This window comes from Ottowia thiooxydans DSM 14619 (genome assembly GCF_000422885.1).
Lineage (GTDB): Bacteria > Pseudomonadota > Gammaproteobacteria > Burkholderiales > Burkholderiaceae_C > Ottowia > Ottowia thiooxydans.
This window is the reverse complement of the sequence record NZ_KE383947.1, coordinates 1-15,192: the sequence shown is the minus strand read 5'-3', so window position 1 is coordinate 15,192 and position 15,192 is coordinate 1. Positions and strand designations below refer to the sequence as shown.

The following is a 15,192-nucleotide window of genomic DNA, read 5'->3' as shown; positions in this document are numbered from 1 at the left end:
ACCATGATAATTCAGTGTATGAATGCCCATGATGTCACTTCGCACACTTCCGCTCTCTCCTTGAATGGTGCAGCCCGCCTGACTGATCTTGGGGTCATACGCGTCGTCGGAGATGAGGCCGCAAAGTATCTGCAAGGGCAACTGACGCAAGACGTTGTGCTGATGAAACCGGGTGAGTCGCGCCTGGCAGCGCTTTGCAACCCTAAAGGGCGCATGGTGGCCAGCTTCGTGATGCTCAAACGCGCGCCAGACGATATTTTGCTCATCTGCAGCCGAGACATACTGGCGGCAACTCTGAAGCGCCTGTCTATGTTTGTCATGCGATCGAAGGCCAAACTGAGTGATGCCACGGAGCAATTTCACCTGTTCGGCCTGATCGGACAAGCTGCCCAGGAACACAGCGTGACGGATGGTCAGCACCTTTGCCCTCTGGCACCCGCTGATGATTCTCCACGGACCTTGCTCGTCTCCCCCGCCGAGGCCCCGGAGCCATCCGCTACGCCGCTGGATCTGGCTTTATGGCATTGGGCTGATGTGCGCAGCGGCGTTGCACTGGTGACCCAACCCATCGTGGAGGCATTTGTTCCGCAAATGCTCAACTACGAATCCATCGGCGGGGTGAACTTCAAGAAGGGGTGCTATCCGGGCCAGGAAGTGGTGGCGCGGAGCCAATTCCGCGGGGCTATCAAGCGCCGGGCGTTTGTGGCGCAGGTAGACGGCACAACGCAGGCTGGTCAGGAAGTTTTTACCAGCGCTGACGCAGATCAGCCGTGCGGTGTGATCGCATTGGCTGCGCCAGCGCCGGGAGGCGGCACTGCCGTCATTGCTTCCCTGCAGCTGGCTGCCCTGGATTCAATTGATGCACTCACCGTGGGCGGCCCAGGTGGCCCTGCACTCACGGGTTGGCGCTTGCCGTATCAGTTGTTGGCTGATATTTGAAGATTTCTCGCGCTAACGGACCTAGCTGAGCGTGCGTCCCATGTGAACATGCGGGATGCCCACATCATCGTATTGCTCACCACGGCGTGTGTAGCCCAGGCGTTGGTAGAACGGCTCTGCGCTGCACTGTGCGCCCAGAACCAGCTCACGATCACCACGAGCTTTTGCGGCCTGCTCCAGGGCGGCCATGACGGCTTGGCCAACCCCGGCGCCGCGAAGCGCCTGAAGCACCGCCATGCGGCCAATGCGAGCGACACCAGGTGATTCCTGCAGCAGGCGACCGGTACCGAGTGGCTGACCCAGGTGGTTGCGGACCAGGGCATGCACCGCGGTGGTGTCCGCGCCGTCCCACTCGTCTTCGCTGGAAATGCCCTGCTCTTTCACGAACACTTCGGTCCTTATCGCAGCCGCCTGCTGACCCAACAACGCCCAATCACCCGTTTGTACGTCGAGCATGGGCTTGCTTGCCTCAAAGTCTTCCAGCAATTGACGTAAAGCTTGGGGCACAGGGCGTGAGGTTTGCGTGCTTGGATCGGCAAAAACGTAAACCAATTCCCCGGTAATGAGCAATTGGTCGCCGCGGAAGATGGCGCCAGCGATGGTGATCGAAGAATTGCCGACACGGCTACAGCGCATCCCGATGTCGAGCCGGTCATCCCATCGGGCAGAAGCGTGGAATTCAATGCTTGCTTTGCGCACATACAAATCGCCCCCGAACAGCTCCATCGCTTCAGCGTAGGGCATCGCTAGCGCTCGCCAGTAACCCGTGACAGCGGTGTCAAAGTACATCAAATAGTGGGCATTGAAGACGATTTTTTGCATATCGACTTCGGCCCAGCGCACGCGCAGATGGTCAAAGAAGCGGAAATCCTGGCGGTTCATGTGTGTAGTAGTAGGGGCAATCAGGAATTGGAGATCCGGGGTCTGGTGCAGGCCCTGGTGTCAGATGGAGAACGCTTGGCGCATGGCAGCAGAAGCATCCGAATGAAGTTGGCGCGCTTCCACAATGGCGCGCCCCATGTTGATGAAACCGTGAACTACGCCGCGGTAAATCTCCAGATCGACCGCAACACCGGCTGCGCGCAGCTTGTCGGCATACAGCAGGCCTTCATCGACCAGCGGATCGCATTCAGCCAAGCCTATCCAGGCCGGGGCAAGCCCTTCTGCATCGTCAGCAAACAAGGGAGCGAAGCGCCAGTCGGCTCGATCGGCCACATCGATGTAGTGGGAAAAAAACCAATCGATCAGGGGTTTATCCAGAACAGGCCCCTGGGCAAAAAGAGCGTGAGAATCCGTGTCCTGATGCGCCGTGGTTCCCGGATAGATCAGCAACTGAAGGCATAAAGGCAAACCGGCATCTCTGGCATGGAGAGCAGTCACGGCGGCGAGCGTTCCACCTGCCGAGTCACCTCCCACCGCCAAGCGCTGGGTATCCAATCCTAGCGCAGTGCCTTCGCGTGCCAGCCATTGCATCGCATCCCACGAGTCATGCGCGGCTGTGGGAAAGCGGTACTCAGGTGCCAACCGGTAGTCCAGCGACACAACCGCTGCGCCGCTGCCATGTGCGAGGGTACGGCACAGCGTATCGTGCGATTCAATGCTGCCAATGGTGAAACCACCACCGTGCATGTACAAAAGCGCTGGCAAGGCCGTGCCGGTCCTTGGCGCATAAAGACGGGCCGGCAGACGATAGCCGTCTCGCGCTGGAATGAAAAAATCCTCAATCCGGGGCAAATTCGGCTTGGGTACGTCCAGCACGCCAATCGATTTAGCGTAGGCCGCCTTGCCCTCCTCTGCACTTAAGGTGTGCATAGGCGGATAAGGCGCCCTATCCATGCGCTCAACCAACTGGCGCATGGCGGGAGTAAGGCGTGCGTGGATATCTGGTCCGTAGGCAGGGGAATAAGTATGCGACGAAGCCAAAACCCGTTCCTTCTTTGAATAGAGCCACGAATCCTATCCTGTAAATCATTTCTGCGGCGCACGAGCCCCTGCCCGCTCGAGCCGGGATAATGGAAGTATGAATGTTCAGCCTGCTTCTCTCGACGATTCCCCCCTGGAACCGGCTGCGCCAGTGGTCACTGAGAAGCCACTCATGATCCGGCCCGGTGGCGCACCACTCGGCCCCGCTCAAAAGCAGTTCAACCAGTTGCTAGCGAAAATAGAAGCCTCGAAGGCGGCGTTGATCGAGTTGCAGCGCCTGCTCACGGTGTATATCCCTGAGCGAGCACGCCGGTTGCAGCCACTGAGCGACCGTGCAGAGAAACTCCGTGAAGCCTTGGTGGTTTTTCTGGATCAGCGCCTGCAAAGCCCAAAAGGCCTGTCAAAGAAGGTTCAGGAAGATATGACTACGATCTTGCTGACCCTCGCTGATGGCATGCTTGGAGACGAGGCTGTGAATCCCTTGATTGACGAAATCTACGAACGACGAGCACCAGAGGCAGACGATCCGGCCGACGAACAGGCAGCCATTGCTGAAATGCAGGATGTGTTCTCCGATGTTTTTGGCGTGGAGTTTGGTGACCTCGACCATATTGATTCAACCGACGAATGGTTCGACGCCGCGCTAGACAAAGCCAGGAAGCAACAAGAGGCCGCCGAGCAGGCGCGTGCCGCTCGGCAATCCAAGCGCAAAAAAACAGCGAAGCAGCAACAGCAGGAACAGGAAGGACTGGATGCCGACAAAGCTCTGCGTGAGATTTATCGCAAGCTGGCCAGCGCCCTGCACCCTGACCGCGAGCCAGATGCCACCGAACGCGCTCGCAAGTCCGCCCTGATGGCACAAGTGAATGCCGCCAATGATCGCCGGGACCTGCTGGCCCTTTTGCAACTACAGCTGCAAATCGAGCAAATCAATCCGCAGGATGTGTCGGCCATGGCTGATGAGAAGCTTCGCCGCTTCAATCGCGTGCTCAAGGAGCAAGACCAAAGCGTGCGGCAGGAGCTTGAGCAATTTCAGATGCAGATCCGCCAAGGTCTTGGATTGCGCTGGGCCATCAGGTCACTGAGCGCGGTATTGAGGCCGCACTGCGCGAAGCGGCGCAGGACTTGAACGCCACGATTGCCATGATGCAACGTGATCTGTCTGCCATACGCCAAGACACAGAGCTAAAACGTTGGGTGAAGCAGCAGGTCCAATATATGGACGGTTCGATGGATTTTTTTGAAACGATGAGATAGGGTTGTTCCTGCAGGGGCTGAGAACTGCCCTCACCTCAGACAAGCCATCGCCTGGGACGCGCTCACAGGGGGCGCAATGCCCCTGCATCGGGCTTCTCCAGCCACGCGGAAAACTCTTCCGCCAGTTGCTTAGCCGCAGACACCGCTGTCGTCCAGGCTCGTACCCGCTCAGGGTGGGTCATGGTCAGGAAATCTTTGCGATCAGGCAGCTTTCCGTTCGGCAAACCCGCAATCCACTCAGGGTTGGGAGCCAGCAGCAGCATGCTGTCCAGGCTGGCACTGGTGCGGTGGCGGCGCTTCCACGGCTTATCAAGCCAGCCTGGAACCACTTCTTTCTGAAAATGCGGGTAAAGCACCAAGGGGCTTTGCTCTCCCGGCTCATCGACTGACGGCAAGGTGCGTGTATACGCCAGATGCAGGTGATAGTCTGTAATACCGCCATCCCAATAAGCACCGCGGGGCGCACCTGGGATATCGTGTACGGCCTCGAGCATGAAGGGAATCGAGCCACTGGCCTGCAGTACCGAGAAAAAGTTAGCCGGCGCCAGCAGTGCATGCCGCGTACGGTAGTCGCTGGTAGCAAACGGTAGCGGCGCAGGCTTGCTTTCACCGCCTACCGGGCCGGAAAACACTACGCGCTCTATCCACGCTCCCATGGCCCGGCGGCTGGCGGCATTGGTCAGCGCGGCACCCAGATACCCCGCAGCGGTTCGCCAGCGACCTTCGCGCGCAAGCACATGGCGTCCGCGAGAGGTGACCACGTGCAGCCGGTATCTTGGATGACTCAACATCGCTGGCACATGCCCATCGAACATCGTACGCAGGTTGGCCGCGAACGTGGCACTCACTTGGCTGGGCGGCGGCAGCTTGCGGCCAGGCGGGGCCTTCATATCGCCGTGAATGTAGCCCTCCTCCAAGGTCTCGAAACCCGCAACGGGCCGCGCCATACAAGCAGTGGCCATGCGCCAGGCACCGATGGAGGCGCCAACCAGATCAACCGGTTGCGTAGAACGCGTCAGCCAGTCACCAAAGATAAATCTATCCAAAGGCCCCAGGATCAAGCCCTTCGGGCCGCCAGCAGCGGCCGGAACCACACCGATATCGCCGGGTTGCAGTCCATGTTGTTCAACGTGCCGGCGTGCCACCGGGCCGGCATACAGACTGAGAGCGCGCATCATGAATGGCGTTGAGTGCTGCGCACAGATGCGTGCACGTTGCTCAAATGGCGGCCGGCACGTGCCGCTCCTTGGACGGAGGCCTCAGGAACCATGGCGGGCTCTGCCAAGCTCACCAATATGCCGCATTCATCGGAGCTCTTGGAAGTGGCACAGCGACCGCGCAGCTCCTTGAGCTGGCGCTCCAGTGCCCGCAACTCTCGGATACGGTGACTGACGTGGCTGATATGTTCATCCAGTACGCGATTGGCCGTTTCGCAACCTGCTTCAGGTGCATTGCGTACGGCCAACAGTTCACGCACTTCATCTAGAGACATGTCGAGATTACGGCAATGCCGGATGAACAACAATTGCTCCAGGTGCGCCTTCTCGTATTGACGGTAGTTGGCCTCGGTTCGTGCAGCAGCGGGCAACAAGCCTTCACGCTCGTAATAGCGGATGGTGTCCGTGGGTGTGCCAGATGCCGTAGCGAGATCGCCGATCTTCATAATGTGCTCCTACTCCGTCGGATGTTTAACTCTGGAGTAACTTCAAGGTTTGCAATATACCTCGAATCCGGAGACCATCGTGGTCGGTGCAGATTTCAGAGTCGTCGAACTCTTGCGACTACCCAGCGTTCACTCACTCAATTGAGCTTTCGTCTATTGACCGCGTACATCCCCAGCAAGGCTAGGCTGGTGATCAACAGGATGAACTTCAGGGTATCCAGAGCAGGCACGGGTACAGCTGCAGCCAGAGGTTTGCGCACCAGCGTGTTCACAAAGGACGCGACGTTGCCGCTGGCAGAAGTGGTCAAGGTTACCGGTCCGGGCATGGTGCCGTTCCAGGCATAGTCTCCAGGTGCCACAGGCAGAACGGGGTCTTCGCTGACGGTGCAGCGGGCACCGAAGGGGACATTGGTGATCGCAATAGCACCGGAGCTTGAGCCGTTCAGTGTGATCTGGGAGGAAAAATTGCCATCAGGCCCACAACTGGCTGTGAAGTTAAAGGTGCCAGACATCCCGGCCACAGGGCCCCCCGCAATGGTCTTGTTGATCGTGATGTCGCTGTTAGCACGCGCCAGTGTGTTGATGAGCTGCACGCTATTGATGGCCGGCGCAATTGCCATCGTGGAGCTTGCACTCGGTAGCGGGTCTTCAATCCAGAAGTGACTGGGAGGAAGCGCAGGGCGTGATGTTTCTGTCGCCACACATGTGCCGCTGGAAATCACTGGGACGATCGTTGAGCTGCCTGAATTGGCGGAACTCAATACGATTGATGTTTCAATCGCCGGGAGCACGACCCCATCGGTGCCGGTACAAATAACACTGACGGGGAAGCTGGCACCAGTCAAATCCAGAGGCGGGACATTGGCAGGCGATTGCACCAACTTGGACACATTCAACTGGGCCGCGTGACAGGTCAAAGATGCGGTGGTGGGCGTATTGACCTGGCCCGTGGGCGATACAAAGTCTACTCCGGGTGTGATGGTGTTCATTGCCGTAGGGCTGCTGACACAGGCTTGACGGCCAGCTTCCGTATTGGGCCAAGCCACTGGGACAGTGATCGCGCAGCCACCGGAGGGAATCGTAAATCCGGTATTACTGACGACACTCGTTCCTGGTGCAGCGCTCAAATTGCCCGCTGTACAGGTATTGCCGACCGTGCCTGCCGCTACCACCAGTGGTGCTGGAAGGTTGTCCGTCAATTGAACATTGTTGATGGGACTTGGTGTGCTGTTGGACAGCGTGATGGTAAGCGTCGCGGTATTGCCGCTACCGCCCAGGTAGATATCTGCCTTGTCAAAGGATTTACTGACCTTAGGAAGGCCACAGGCTCCGTTTTCAGACGTTGCCGCATTGATAAAAGCCGGAGCAATCTTAGTCCGGTTATCCGCCCAATTCGGGTTAGAGCTCGCAAACAGGCTGATATCCACAACGGCAAATATGCATGCACCGCCACCTGAATTCGACTGAGAAGTTGGAATCAATAACCCGTAGACGCTATTCACTGGCGCAGTGCCCGCGGGCGGAAATGTAGTTACGCCTGTAGCCAGGTAAAGCGCATTGCTTGAAGGCACATTATTAATGTAGGAAAAATATCCACCATAAACTGGGTTTAGTCCATTGAATGATGGTGCAAATGGAGAGTTGCTATTCAATGGGAAGCCCGCCCAGGTACCTTGAGTGCTACCGAGCGTAAATGATGCCAATGCACCCGCATTCAATGCACTCAGCATTCGGCCAGCATTGTTTCCGTTGGTGCCTTCACAGCAGCCATCCACAAAAAACACGATCGAATTCGCCCAACGATTGGCAATAGCGTTTTGAAGAACTGCCCAGTTACTTGGGTCAATAGCCATGTAGGCACTGCCAACTACAACGATGTCATAAGGCCCTGGCGTACTCGTAAATGTGGTTTGAGAAATAGCACCTGGATTTCCCAAGGTCGACAGGCGCGTAACGTTACCAGCGCCGACTGAATTTACAAATTCGATTTCTAGATTATCAAATGCAACAATCGCATCTGCTTGCTCTGGGTTTGTATTTGCAATATTAGTGGTAAGGATGAGCACTTTCTGAGCAAAAGCCTGTTGCGATCCAAGACAGAAGATGATCGCCGACAAAATATACGCGACGTGCCTGAATAATCTTTTCATTTGATGCCTGCCCTGGAAGTTTTCTGGCTCAATTTCTTAAATTCCAAAACCACTTTGTGCTGGTCGATTTTAAGAATTCCTGCGCTGCCGACCACGCATGGCATTCGCCCCCAGTCCGGCAAGTGCCAATGCGCTAGTAAACAACGCCCACGGCGCATCCACAGGCACAGCTACGGGGGCTGCTATGGGTGGTGGGGCCGGCGGGTTAGCGTTGCGCGCTGGGTTTCCAACGCAGCTGAAGGCGTTGTTATCAATGGCCCAGTTGATGTAGTTCACGCCGTCAGTGACTGCGTTACCTGTCCCCAAGGGGTTGCTGGTGTAGGCGGGGCCGGTCGCCGCTCCCCACCAGTTGCAAGGCAAATCCAGCGTGACAAGGGGAGGCGCGGCGGGATTATTGGCGCCAGCGGCATTGCTATAGAACTGATTCAGGCTGCCGCTTACGCTTACCGGCTGCACACCCGCGAAAGCCTGTATACCCTGCTGGCTCGCACCAGTAATGATGTTGCCGCCTCTCAACACCACTGTGGTGGGACTAATAGTGTCACCTACCGCGCGCAGTCCTATTGGCGCGCCGCGGAGCACATTGTTCGACATATCCAGTGAAATCCCACCTGCTGACACGTTCGCATAAATAGCGTCGCTGAGTTGGTTGCCCGTGATCGTGTAAGGGCCTCCAGTGCCATATGCGTATAGATTGCCGTCCGAGTTGCTAATACGGTTGTTGATGACTTGGGTGGCACTATTCGGGCTGGACAGCAGGATGCCCGCGGACCACGTGGCATTAGGTCCACAGTTCGGGTTTGCCGTGCTGCATTGCAGGTTGGAGATGGTGTTGTCCTCTATCACTGCAATGGCTCTGCCACTCACCTGGATACCATTTTGTGCAATGGTGGGCGGGGGGGAAGTGCCCGTGATGGTGGTGCCACGCACCGTGACATTGGAGCCAACATGCGACACCGTAATGCCATTTTTCTGAAAGTCATCAATCACGGAGTTAAGCACTTGCCCACTGCCCACCTGGCTAGTGTTGGGGGCACCGAAACGTATGCCGCCACCGTTTTGGCTACCAGCAAGCGGCTCATCGCGGATGGCCGTAATGTGAGAAGTATCCAGCGTGAACGTGGCGTTACCCCCCACGAACACGCCGTATCCGATAGAGCCAGAGGAGCTAGGCCCAGGGCCACGCACCTGAAGACTTCTCATGGTGGCATTGGTGGCTGCGCCTGTCACGAAGACGATGGCGGTCGTTTGCCCGCCACTACCAGGTGAAATATCGGGATTGGGGGTCAGAGCAGCGGGTGCGCGAATGATGGTGCTGGCCATTCCTGCGCCTACTATGACCACGCTTTTATTGATGGTGAGTTCCTCGGCGTAGGTTCCCGCAGCTATTTGCAAGGTGTCGCCACCAGGGGCCGCCTGCGCAAGGGCGTAACCGATGGTCTGGCAAGCTGAACCCTGGCAGTTGCCGGCGTCCAGTCCACCCGGTTGAACCTGCAAGGTCGCGGCTTGAGCGGCGCCCAGTGACACGCTAAGCCACACGCAGCCCAGCAGTAAGCCGCCCATCCGCCATGGTTCAAGTAGGTTTTTGATCATCTTCCCCCGAAACTACACCGATTTACATTTAGAAACCGGTGATTCGTTTTCAAAAATAGAAGAATCGCGAAAAAACACCGAAATATGAGGAAATTAATTTACAGGTCACCCGATCGGCCAGCGCACACACCTCGAACAACCAAAAATCGAGATGAAGTGAGGGGAAATGATGCGTCAGCGCGACCAATACCCAGGCTCGCGTTAGTGATAGATCTACGCGGTAGCGGTTTCATAAGCCGCAGGTCTCGGCGCTCATACTGGCGGATAAGCTCAATGCGATGCCTGAAGCCGCGCAGAGCTCATCAGTTTTCAAAACTTGCGCCAGATTGGAGGAAAAGCTCCGATGCCCATCTCCGGAGCACCTATTGACGCGGCTTTATGAGGTTTGAGGTTCGTTCGCCCTATGAAGGGTACAAGCCCTTCGACCTCAAAAAATCCGTTCGCGCCTGTCAAAGCGTTGCGCAAGGTTTCGAGAAGCTCAACCCGAACGGTACTTTTGCTTCGACCCCAATCATCGCTTGACCGAAACCATCGAACCTCAGCCCAAGCGTTAGTTTGTAGCTCAAACGACCTTTGCTACTTGACGGAAACCACGGACCCTCAGGGCGAACGGTTAATACATCACCGTGCCGAATCAATAAGGAGCAATTTCGACTGTGCCGCAATCGACTCCTTCAGGAATCTTATTAGAAACCAAATCATCCTCTAGGTTTCGCCTGATGATTGACTCCAGCAGTAGTACGGGAAGGTCCACTGTTTGGTGCTGGTTTGAGTGTCAGAGAAAAAATAACCTGAAGGAAGGGTTGAAGTAATGGTTGCTGTCCCGGATGCCAAGTCAGTGGAATTGGTGAGAAATCCGACTTCATAGGTTGGAATATCTGTGATTCTTTGGTATGTAAGCTGGGTATTGACCCCAGAGATAACAGGAACAAACTCCGGGACTGATTCCACAACAGGTGCATAGGCAGACCAATTGTTACTATAGGAGACTTCCGTCGAATTATCTTTCGCATAATATCCAATGCGATCATCGAGACTGCAGTTTGTGGTCGGCGCGGTTGCGGCGACCGGCACAGGGCACACTGCCTGAGTGGTGCAAGTTGCGCCTGCAGCCAACTCGGCACCTACCGTGCAGGTACCTGTTTCCAAAGCATTGCCATTGGATATGATTCTTTGGCGTATCCCGCTGGTATTCGTCACAGTGACGAGCGGCGAAGGGCTGGAGAATGCAATCAATGCGTCTGCAAGCGTGCCACCAGGCGGATGGCTGAGTTCGTAGGGCGCTGCAGCGCGCACAGTGCTCACGAACGAATCCCCGCCCAGTACAGAGAAAAGAGCTACTCCGGACATCAAAGTTACAGCCATAAGTTTGCTAAAACCTGCGCGGCGTCTGTTACGCCAGGCCACCACGGCAAACGCGGCGCCCAAGAGCCCTATGCCTGTCATTGTCAATCCAGGTACTGCGGCTGGCGGTGGAACCGGCGCGTAGGTCAAGGACATATGGCAGGCGCTTGCACTTTGTGCCCAACTATTGGCACTTAGGGCAACTCCTGCGATCAGCGCCGAGGCATATCCCAAGCGGCGTATGTGGCGATAAACAATCATGCTGAACTTAGCCTTCAACTTGAAAAAGCCTGACACGGAAAATCCAATCGGATTTTATGAGAATTTTTGTTGTGTGCAACGCTTTAATACGCCGAACCGGTTCGATGCCAATTTTCAGTTAATGCTACGTAGCGATGCAGCAGCGACTACAGGCAGCGCAAGCTTATCGACTGGGTTCAACCGCTGATATGCTCGGAAGTACGAGTTCGCTTATTTCGAGTATTGGTCTGATCGTTTCATTGCAGCGGCGAAATCAGCCCGATCGAGCAGCGTATCCATCCACTCGAGCAGTTGGATAGGGACAGCCTTTTCAATTCGCGAGCGATCATGACGAGTTATCTGACGTACAAAAGGAACTACGGCGAAATCAGCCAGCGCTGGGTTTTCGCCGCCCAACGCGGGCGCCATTTTCAACCGGCAGGAGAGTTGCTCCAGAAAATTAAGCGCTTGCGAAAAATGGACATCAGAAAACAGGCGCTCCTGCTCGGCCAAGCTTGAACTATCAGCAGCTTGCGTGAACTCCAACCTGTACCGAGTGGGATACTTGTATCGATCCAGATGAGGCTTGAAGTCATGCTCACAGGCATCGATCAATGCCAGCATGTCCTCAAGACTCCCCTGGCTGGGACGGAGCCAACCCAGGGGATCATGTTGAGCCAAAGCCCAGAGCATGATGTCCAGGCTTTGCTCGATGACCTGACCATCCGGCAGAACCAGCACCGGCACGGTTCCTTTGGGCGAAGCGGCCAGCATAGCAGGCGGTTTATCTCGCAAGGCCACCTCGCGCATCTCCACCTCCACGCCCGCAGCCAGGATGGCCCAGCGCGCCCTCATCGCGTAGGGACAGCGGCGGAAGGTGTACAGCACGGGGAGCATGAAGGCGCGCCTAGAGCGTGTTTACGATCTCTGTGCGAGGGCTGTTGTGTTCGAAAAGCTGTGGCTGCAAGGGGTGCGCCCATGCGACGAAAAGCGCAGGGATACCTCGTGGTATCGCGAGCATTTTCAACGCCGCAGACGCGGATTTTCGGGCGCAACGGACCCGCGAGGAGATGGTAAACACGCTCTTAAGTTACTTTGTCTGCAAACCCTTCAGCTTTTCAAAGGCTGAGGCCATGGAAGTCCCCTGAGGTGCGCTGGCCCTGCCCTGCCCTGATGAGAATCCACCGCCGCGAGGCCCTCGCCCGGCTGCTTCGAAACGATTTTCTCTGGGCCCATCACGCCGTACCGGGGCTGCATCAAGTTTCATGGTGAGGCTGATTCGCTTGCGAGCCGCGTCGACTTCCAACACCTTCACTTTGACGATCTGCCCAGTCTTTACGACTTCCCGCGCATCCTCAACGAATTTGTTGGCCAACTGGCTCACATGCACCAAACCGTCCTGGTGGACTCCAAGATCCACGAATGCGCCAAACTGGGCTACGTTGCTGACCGTGCCTTCAAGGACCATGCCCTCGCGCAGATCCCCGATGTCATCCACACCATCATTGAAACGCGCCACTTTAAAGTCTGGACGCGGATCGCGGCCCGGCTTCTCCAGCTCGGCCAGGATGTCCTTGACCGTAATAGCGCCAAAGAGCTCCGTTTCAAACTGCTCAGGCTTCAGGGGTTTGAGAAGTTCGCCGCGCCCCATGAGTTGATCAATGGGTTTGCCGGTCTTCACGATGATCTGCTCGACGACGGGGTACGTTTCTGGGTGCACCCCGGTCATATCGAGAGGATTGTCACCGCCGCGAATGCGCAAGAAGCCTGCGCTTTGCTCGAAGGTCTTGGCGCCCAGGCCGGTTACTTTGAGCAACTGCTGGCGATCGACGAAGGCGCCATTCGCTTCTCGCCAGCGAACCACCGCTTTGGCGACCGTTCCAGAAAGACCAGAAACCCGCGACAAGAGCGGCGCGCTCGCCGTATTGAGATCAACCCCTACGCCGTTCACGCAGTCTTCCACCACAGTGTCGAGCATCTTGGCGAGCTCACTTTGGTTGACATCGTGCTGATACTGGCCAACACCGATCGACTTGGGATCGATTTTTACCAACTCAGCCAATGGATCTTGCAAGCGGCGCGCGATGCTGGCTGCCCCGCGCAGGCTGACATCCACATCTGGCAGTTCCTGGCTTGCGTACTCGCTGGCTGAGTAGATAGAAGCACCCGCTTCGCTGATCACAATCTTTTCGATGGCTTTCAGCTGCTCTGCGCCGGGAGTAGCTGCCATTTTTGCGCAAAGCTTGATGAGGTCTGCGGCCAATTTATCGGTTTCGCGGCTGGCGGTGCCATTGCCAATAGCAATGAGCTGAACGCCGTGTTTGGCAACCAGTTTGGCCAGCGTGTGCAAGCTGCCTTCCCAGTCTTTGCGCGGCTCATGCGGGTAAACGGTGGAGGTTTCCACTAGTTTGCCCGTAGCATCGACCACGGCGACCTTGACACCTGTGCGAATGCCTGGGTCCAGCCCCATGACCGTTTTCTGGCCTGCGGGAGCCGCTAAAAGCAAATCACGCAGGTTGTCAGCGAAAACCTTGATAGCCACTTTTTCTGCGTCTTCGCGCAAGCGAGAAAACAAATCTCGTTCGGTGGACAGCCCCAGCTTGACCCGCCAAGTCCAGGCGACGCATTTACGCAGCAGATCATCGGACTTTCGGCCTTGGTGGCTCCAACCCAAGTGCAGCGCAATACGCCCTTCCGCCAAGCTGGCCTGACCCGGCTCAGGTTCTTGCGGCTGTACCAGCTTAGCCTCCAGAATTTCCAATGCCCGCCCGCGAAATACGGCCAGCGCCCGGTGCGAAGGCACACGACCGATAGGCTCATCGTATTCAAAGTAATCGCGGAACTTGGCGACCTCTGGGTCGTTCTCGTTCTTGCTTTCTACCCTTTTGCTGCGCAAAAGGCCTTCATCCCACAGCCATTCGCGCAGAGACTGCACGAGCGGGGCATCTTCGGCCCAACGCTCCGAGAGGATGTCGCGCACGCCATCTAGTACAGCCAAGGTGGTCGAGAAATCAGGGCCAGGCTTGCCATCTTCAAGCGTTGTCGCGGGCTGGCAAAACGCCTTGGCCTCTTCATGCGGATCGAGCGTTGGGTTGCCAAGCAGCTTGTCGGCCAGCGGTTCAATACCGAATTCGCGGGCGATCTGGCCCTTGGTGCGGCGCTTTTGCTTAAATGGGAGATAAATATCTTCCAATTCTTGCTTGGTGGTTGCGCCAGCCAGCGCTGCCCGCAGTGCATCGGTCAACTTGCCTTGTTCGTCAATGGCTTTTATGACCGCCACGCGACGATCTTCCATTTCGCGCAAGTAGGAAAGGCGAGCATCCAGCTCGCGCAGTTGTATGTCGTCGAGTCCGCCGGTGGCCTCCTTGCGATAGCGCGCCACGAAGGGCACGGTGGCTCCACCATCGAGCAGTTCTACTGCTGCCCGTACCTGCGATTCATTGATCTTGATTTCTGCGGCCAACTGCCGAACGATTTGCTGCATGTGCCTGACGAAAAGTTCTCGGGGAAACGAAGCGGGGAAGTTTGCCACACGTCTTGGGGGGCTCGGGTTATGGGGTGATCAAAAGAGAGCGGAACGCTGAATATGTCTCTTTTGTTTTAACTCTCTCGCAACCTCGGGTTTTAACTCTCTCGCCCTCGGGGAAAAAGGCGGGATTCTTACGCCCTCTCCCTTTGGGAGAGGGCGGGGTGAGGGCAAGCGGCGGTAAATTTGTTGGTTGCGCTTGATAGTTACCCTCGGATCTTTCATTGACGTCGGAGGCCGGGAATGCGCCCGGCAGCGCAGTCCCTTTCTTTGCTCGCACAAAGCAAGTAACCAAAGAAATGCGACCCCAAGTCCGTGTCCCTACGCTGCGCTCCGGGCACCCTCCGGTGCTCGGTCAATGGGCGGTGCGGCAGAACTCACTTCTTTCGCTTCGCTCACTACGTTCAAACAGCTGCCGCAAGCTAGGGCGTGTTAACACAAACGAAGTCCATCGACGATCAGTGCGAAGGTGATGAAACCGATGAACATCATGTCGAGTTTCTCGAAGCGAGAGAAGATCCGGCGATAGCCTTTGAGGCGGCGAAAGAGGCGTTCGA

General features: G+C 56.7%; 11 protein-coding genes and 1 pseudogene. 2 read left to right on the top strand and 10 right to left on the bottom strand.

Features of this window, described 5'->3' with window-relative positions:
- Nucleotides 1–18: 18 nt before the first annotated feature.
- Nucleotides 19–939 carry a CAF17-like 4Fe-4S cluster assembly/insertion protein YgfZ gene (gene ygfZ, locus G518_RS0133135; protein WP_036596975.1) on the top strand — a complete coding sequence of 307 codons (921 nt, stop codon included), beginning with the start codon at nucleotides 19–21 and terminating at the stop codon, nucleotides 937–939.
- Between the two features lie 21 nt (nucleotides 940–960).
- On the opposite strand, the gene G518_RS0133130 is transcribed toward ygfZ, so the two are convergent.
- Complete coding sequence (locus G518_RS0133130) at nucleotides 961–1,821, bottom strand: YbgC/FadM family acyl-CoA thioesterase (RefSeq protein ID WP_028606127.1); 861 nt, start codon at nucleotides 1,819–1,821, stop codon at nucleotides 961–963.
- Nucleotides 1,822–1,881: 60 nt separating this feature from the next.
- Nucleotides 1,882–2,796, bottom strand: a complete 915-nt coding sequence (locus G518_RS0133125) for an alpha/beta hydrolase (RefSeq protein ID WP_028606126.1) — start codon at nucleotides 2,794–2,796, stop codon at nucleotides 1,882–1,884.
- A 163-nt stretch (nucleotides 2,797–2,959) separates the two neighbouring features.
- Here G518_RS0133125 and G518_RS0133120 point away from each other — a divergent pair, with 163 nt between their 5' ends.
- The gene (locus G518_RS0133120; RefSeq protein ID WP_028606125.1) at nucleotides 2,960–3,991 is read left to right on the top strand and encodes a J domain-containing protein; all 1,032 of its coding nucleotides are present in this window, start codon (nucleotides 2,960–2,962) and stop codon (nucleotides 3,989–3,991) included.
- A gap of 190 nt (nucleotides 3,992–4,181) precedes the next feature.
- On the opposite strand, the gene G518_RS0133110 is transcribed toward G518_RS0133120, so the two are convergent.
- The 8 genes and pseudogenes from G518_RS0133110 to G518_RS38140 all read right to left on the bottom strand — a co-directional run.
- Entirely contained in the window at nucleotides 4,182–5,294 is a 1,113-nt protein-coding gene (locus tag G518_RS0133110) for a hypothetical protein (RefSeq protein WP_028606124.1), read from the bottom strand.
- On the bottom strand, nucleotides 5,294–5,782 hold the full coding sequence (gene cadR / locus G518_RS0133105; protein WP_028606123.1) for a Cd(II)/Pb(II)-responsive transcriptional regulator: 489 nt from the start codon (nucleotides 5,780–5,782) through the stop codon (nucleotides 5,294–5,296). Before cadR ends, G518_RS0133110 begins: the two co-directional genes overlap by 1 nt.
- 137 nt (nucleotides 5,783–5,919) lie before the next feature.
- The gene (locus tag G518_RS0133100) at nucleotides 5,920–7,635 is read right to left on the bottom strand and encodes a DUF5979 domain-containing protein (RefSeq protein WP_211231793.1); all 1,716 of its coding nucleotides are present in this window, start codon (nucleotides 7,633–7,635) and stop codon (nucleotides 5,920–5,922) included.
- 366 nt (nucleotides 7,636–8,001) lie between these two features.
- On the bottom strand, nucleotides 8,002–9,525 hold the full coding sequence (locus G518_RS0133095) for a right-handed parallel beta-helix repeat-containing protein (protein WP_211231792.1): 1,524 nt from the start codon (nucleotides 9,523–9,525) through the stop codon (nucleotides 8,002–8,004).
- A gap of 705 nt (nucleotides 9,526–10,230) precedes the next feature.
- Entirely contained in the window at nucleotides 10,231–11,166 is a 936-nt protein-coding gene (locus tag G518_RS0133090) for a midcut-by-XrtH protein (protein WP_028606120.1), read from the bottom strand.
- 174 nt (nucleotides 11,167–11,340) lie between these two features.
- Nucleotides 11,341–12,006 carry a glutathione S-transferase N-terminal domain-containing protein gene (locus G518_RS0133085; RefSeq protein WP_036596970.1) on the bottom strand — a complete coding sequence of 222 codons (666 nt, stop codon included), beginning with the start codon at nucleotides 12,004–12,006 and terminating at the stop codon, nucleotides 11,341–11,343.
- Between the two features lie 193 nt (nucleotides 12,007–12,199).
- On the bottom strand, nucleotides 12,200–14,593 hold the full coding sequence (locus G518_RS0133080; protein WP_028606118.1) for a Tex family protein: 2,394 nt from the start codon (nucleotides 14,591–14,593) through the stop codon (nucleotides 12,200–12,202).
- A gap of 474 nt (nucleotides 14,594–15,067) precedes the next feature.
- Nucleotides 15,068–15,192 (bottom strand): annotated as a pseudogene (locus tag G518_RS38140) (IS5-like element ISCARN85 family transposase); the annotation flags it as partial.

Excerpts from the sequence above, each read along its gene's own strand:
- cadR (WP_028606123.1), bottom strand. The coding sequence starts at position 5,782 with ATGAAGATCGGCGATCTCGCTACGGCATCTGGCACACCCACGGACACC.
- G518_RS0133110 (WP_028606124.1), bottom strand. The coding sequence starts at position 5,294 with ATGCGCGCTCTCAGTCTGTATGCCGGCCCGGTGGCACGCCGGCACGTT.
- G518_RS0133130 (WP_028606127.1), bottom strand. The coding sequence starts at position 1,821 with ATGAACCGCCAGGATTTCCGCTTCTTTGACCATCTGCGCGTGCGCTGG.
- G518_RS0133120 (WP_028606125.1), top strand. The coding sequence starts at position 2,960 with ATGAATGTTCAGCCTGCTTCTCTCGACGATTCCCCCCTGGAACCGGCT.
- G518_RS0133125 (WP_028606126.1), bottom strand. The coding sequence starts at position 2,796 with ATGCGCCAGTTGGTTGAGCGCATGGATAGGGCGCCTTATCCGCCTATG.
- G518_RS0133080 (WP_028606118.1), bottom strand. The coding sequence starts at position 14,593 with ATGCAGCAAATCGTTCGGCAGTTGGCCGCAGAAATCAAGATCAATGAA.
- ygfZ (WP_036596975.1), top strand. The coding sequence starts at position 19 with ATGAATGCCCATGATGTCACTTCGCACACTTCCGCTCTCTCCTTGAAT.
- G518_RS0133095 (WP_211231792.1), bottom strand. The coding sequence starts at position 9,525 with ATGATCAAAAACCTACTTGAACCATGGCGGATGGGCGGCTTACTGCTG.
- G518_RS0133100 (WP_211231793.1), bottom strand. The coding sequence starts at position 7,635 with ATGGCTATTGACCCAAGTAACTGGGCAGTTCTTCAAAACGCTATTGCC.
- G518_RS0133085 (WP_036596970.1), bottom strand. The coding sequence starts at position 12,006 with ATGCTCCCCGTGCTGTACACCTTCCGCCGCTGTCCCTACGCGATGAGG.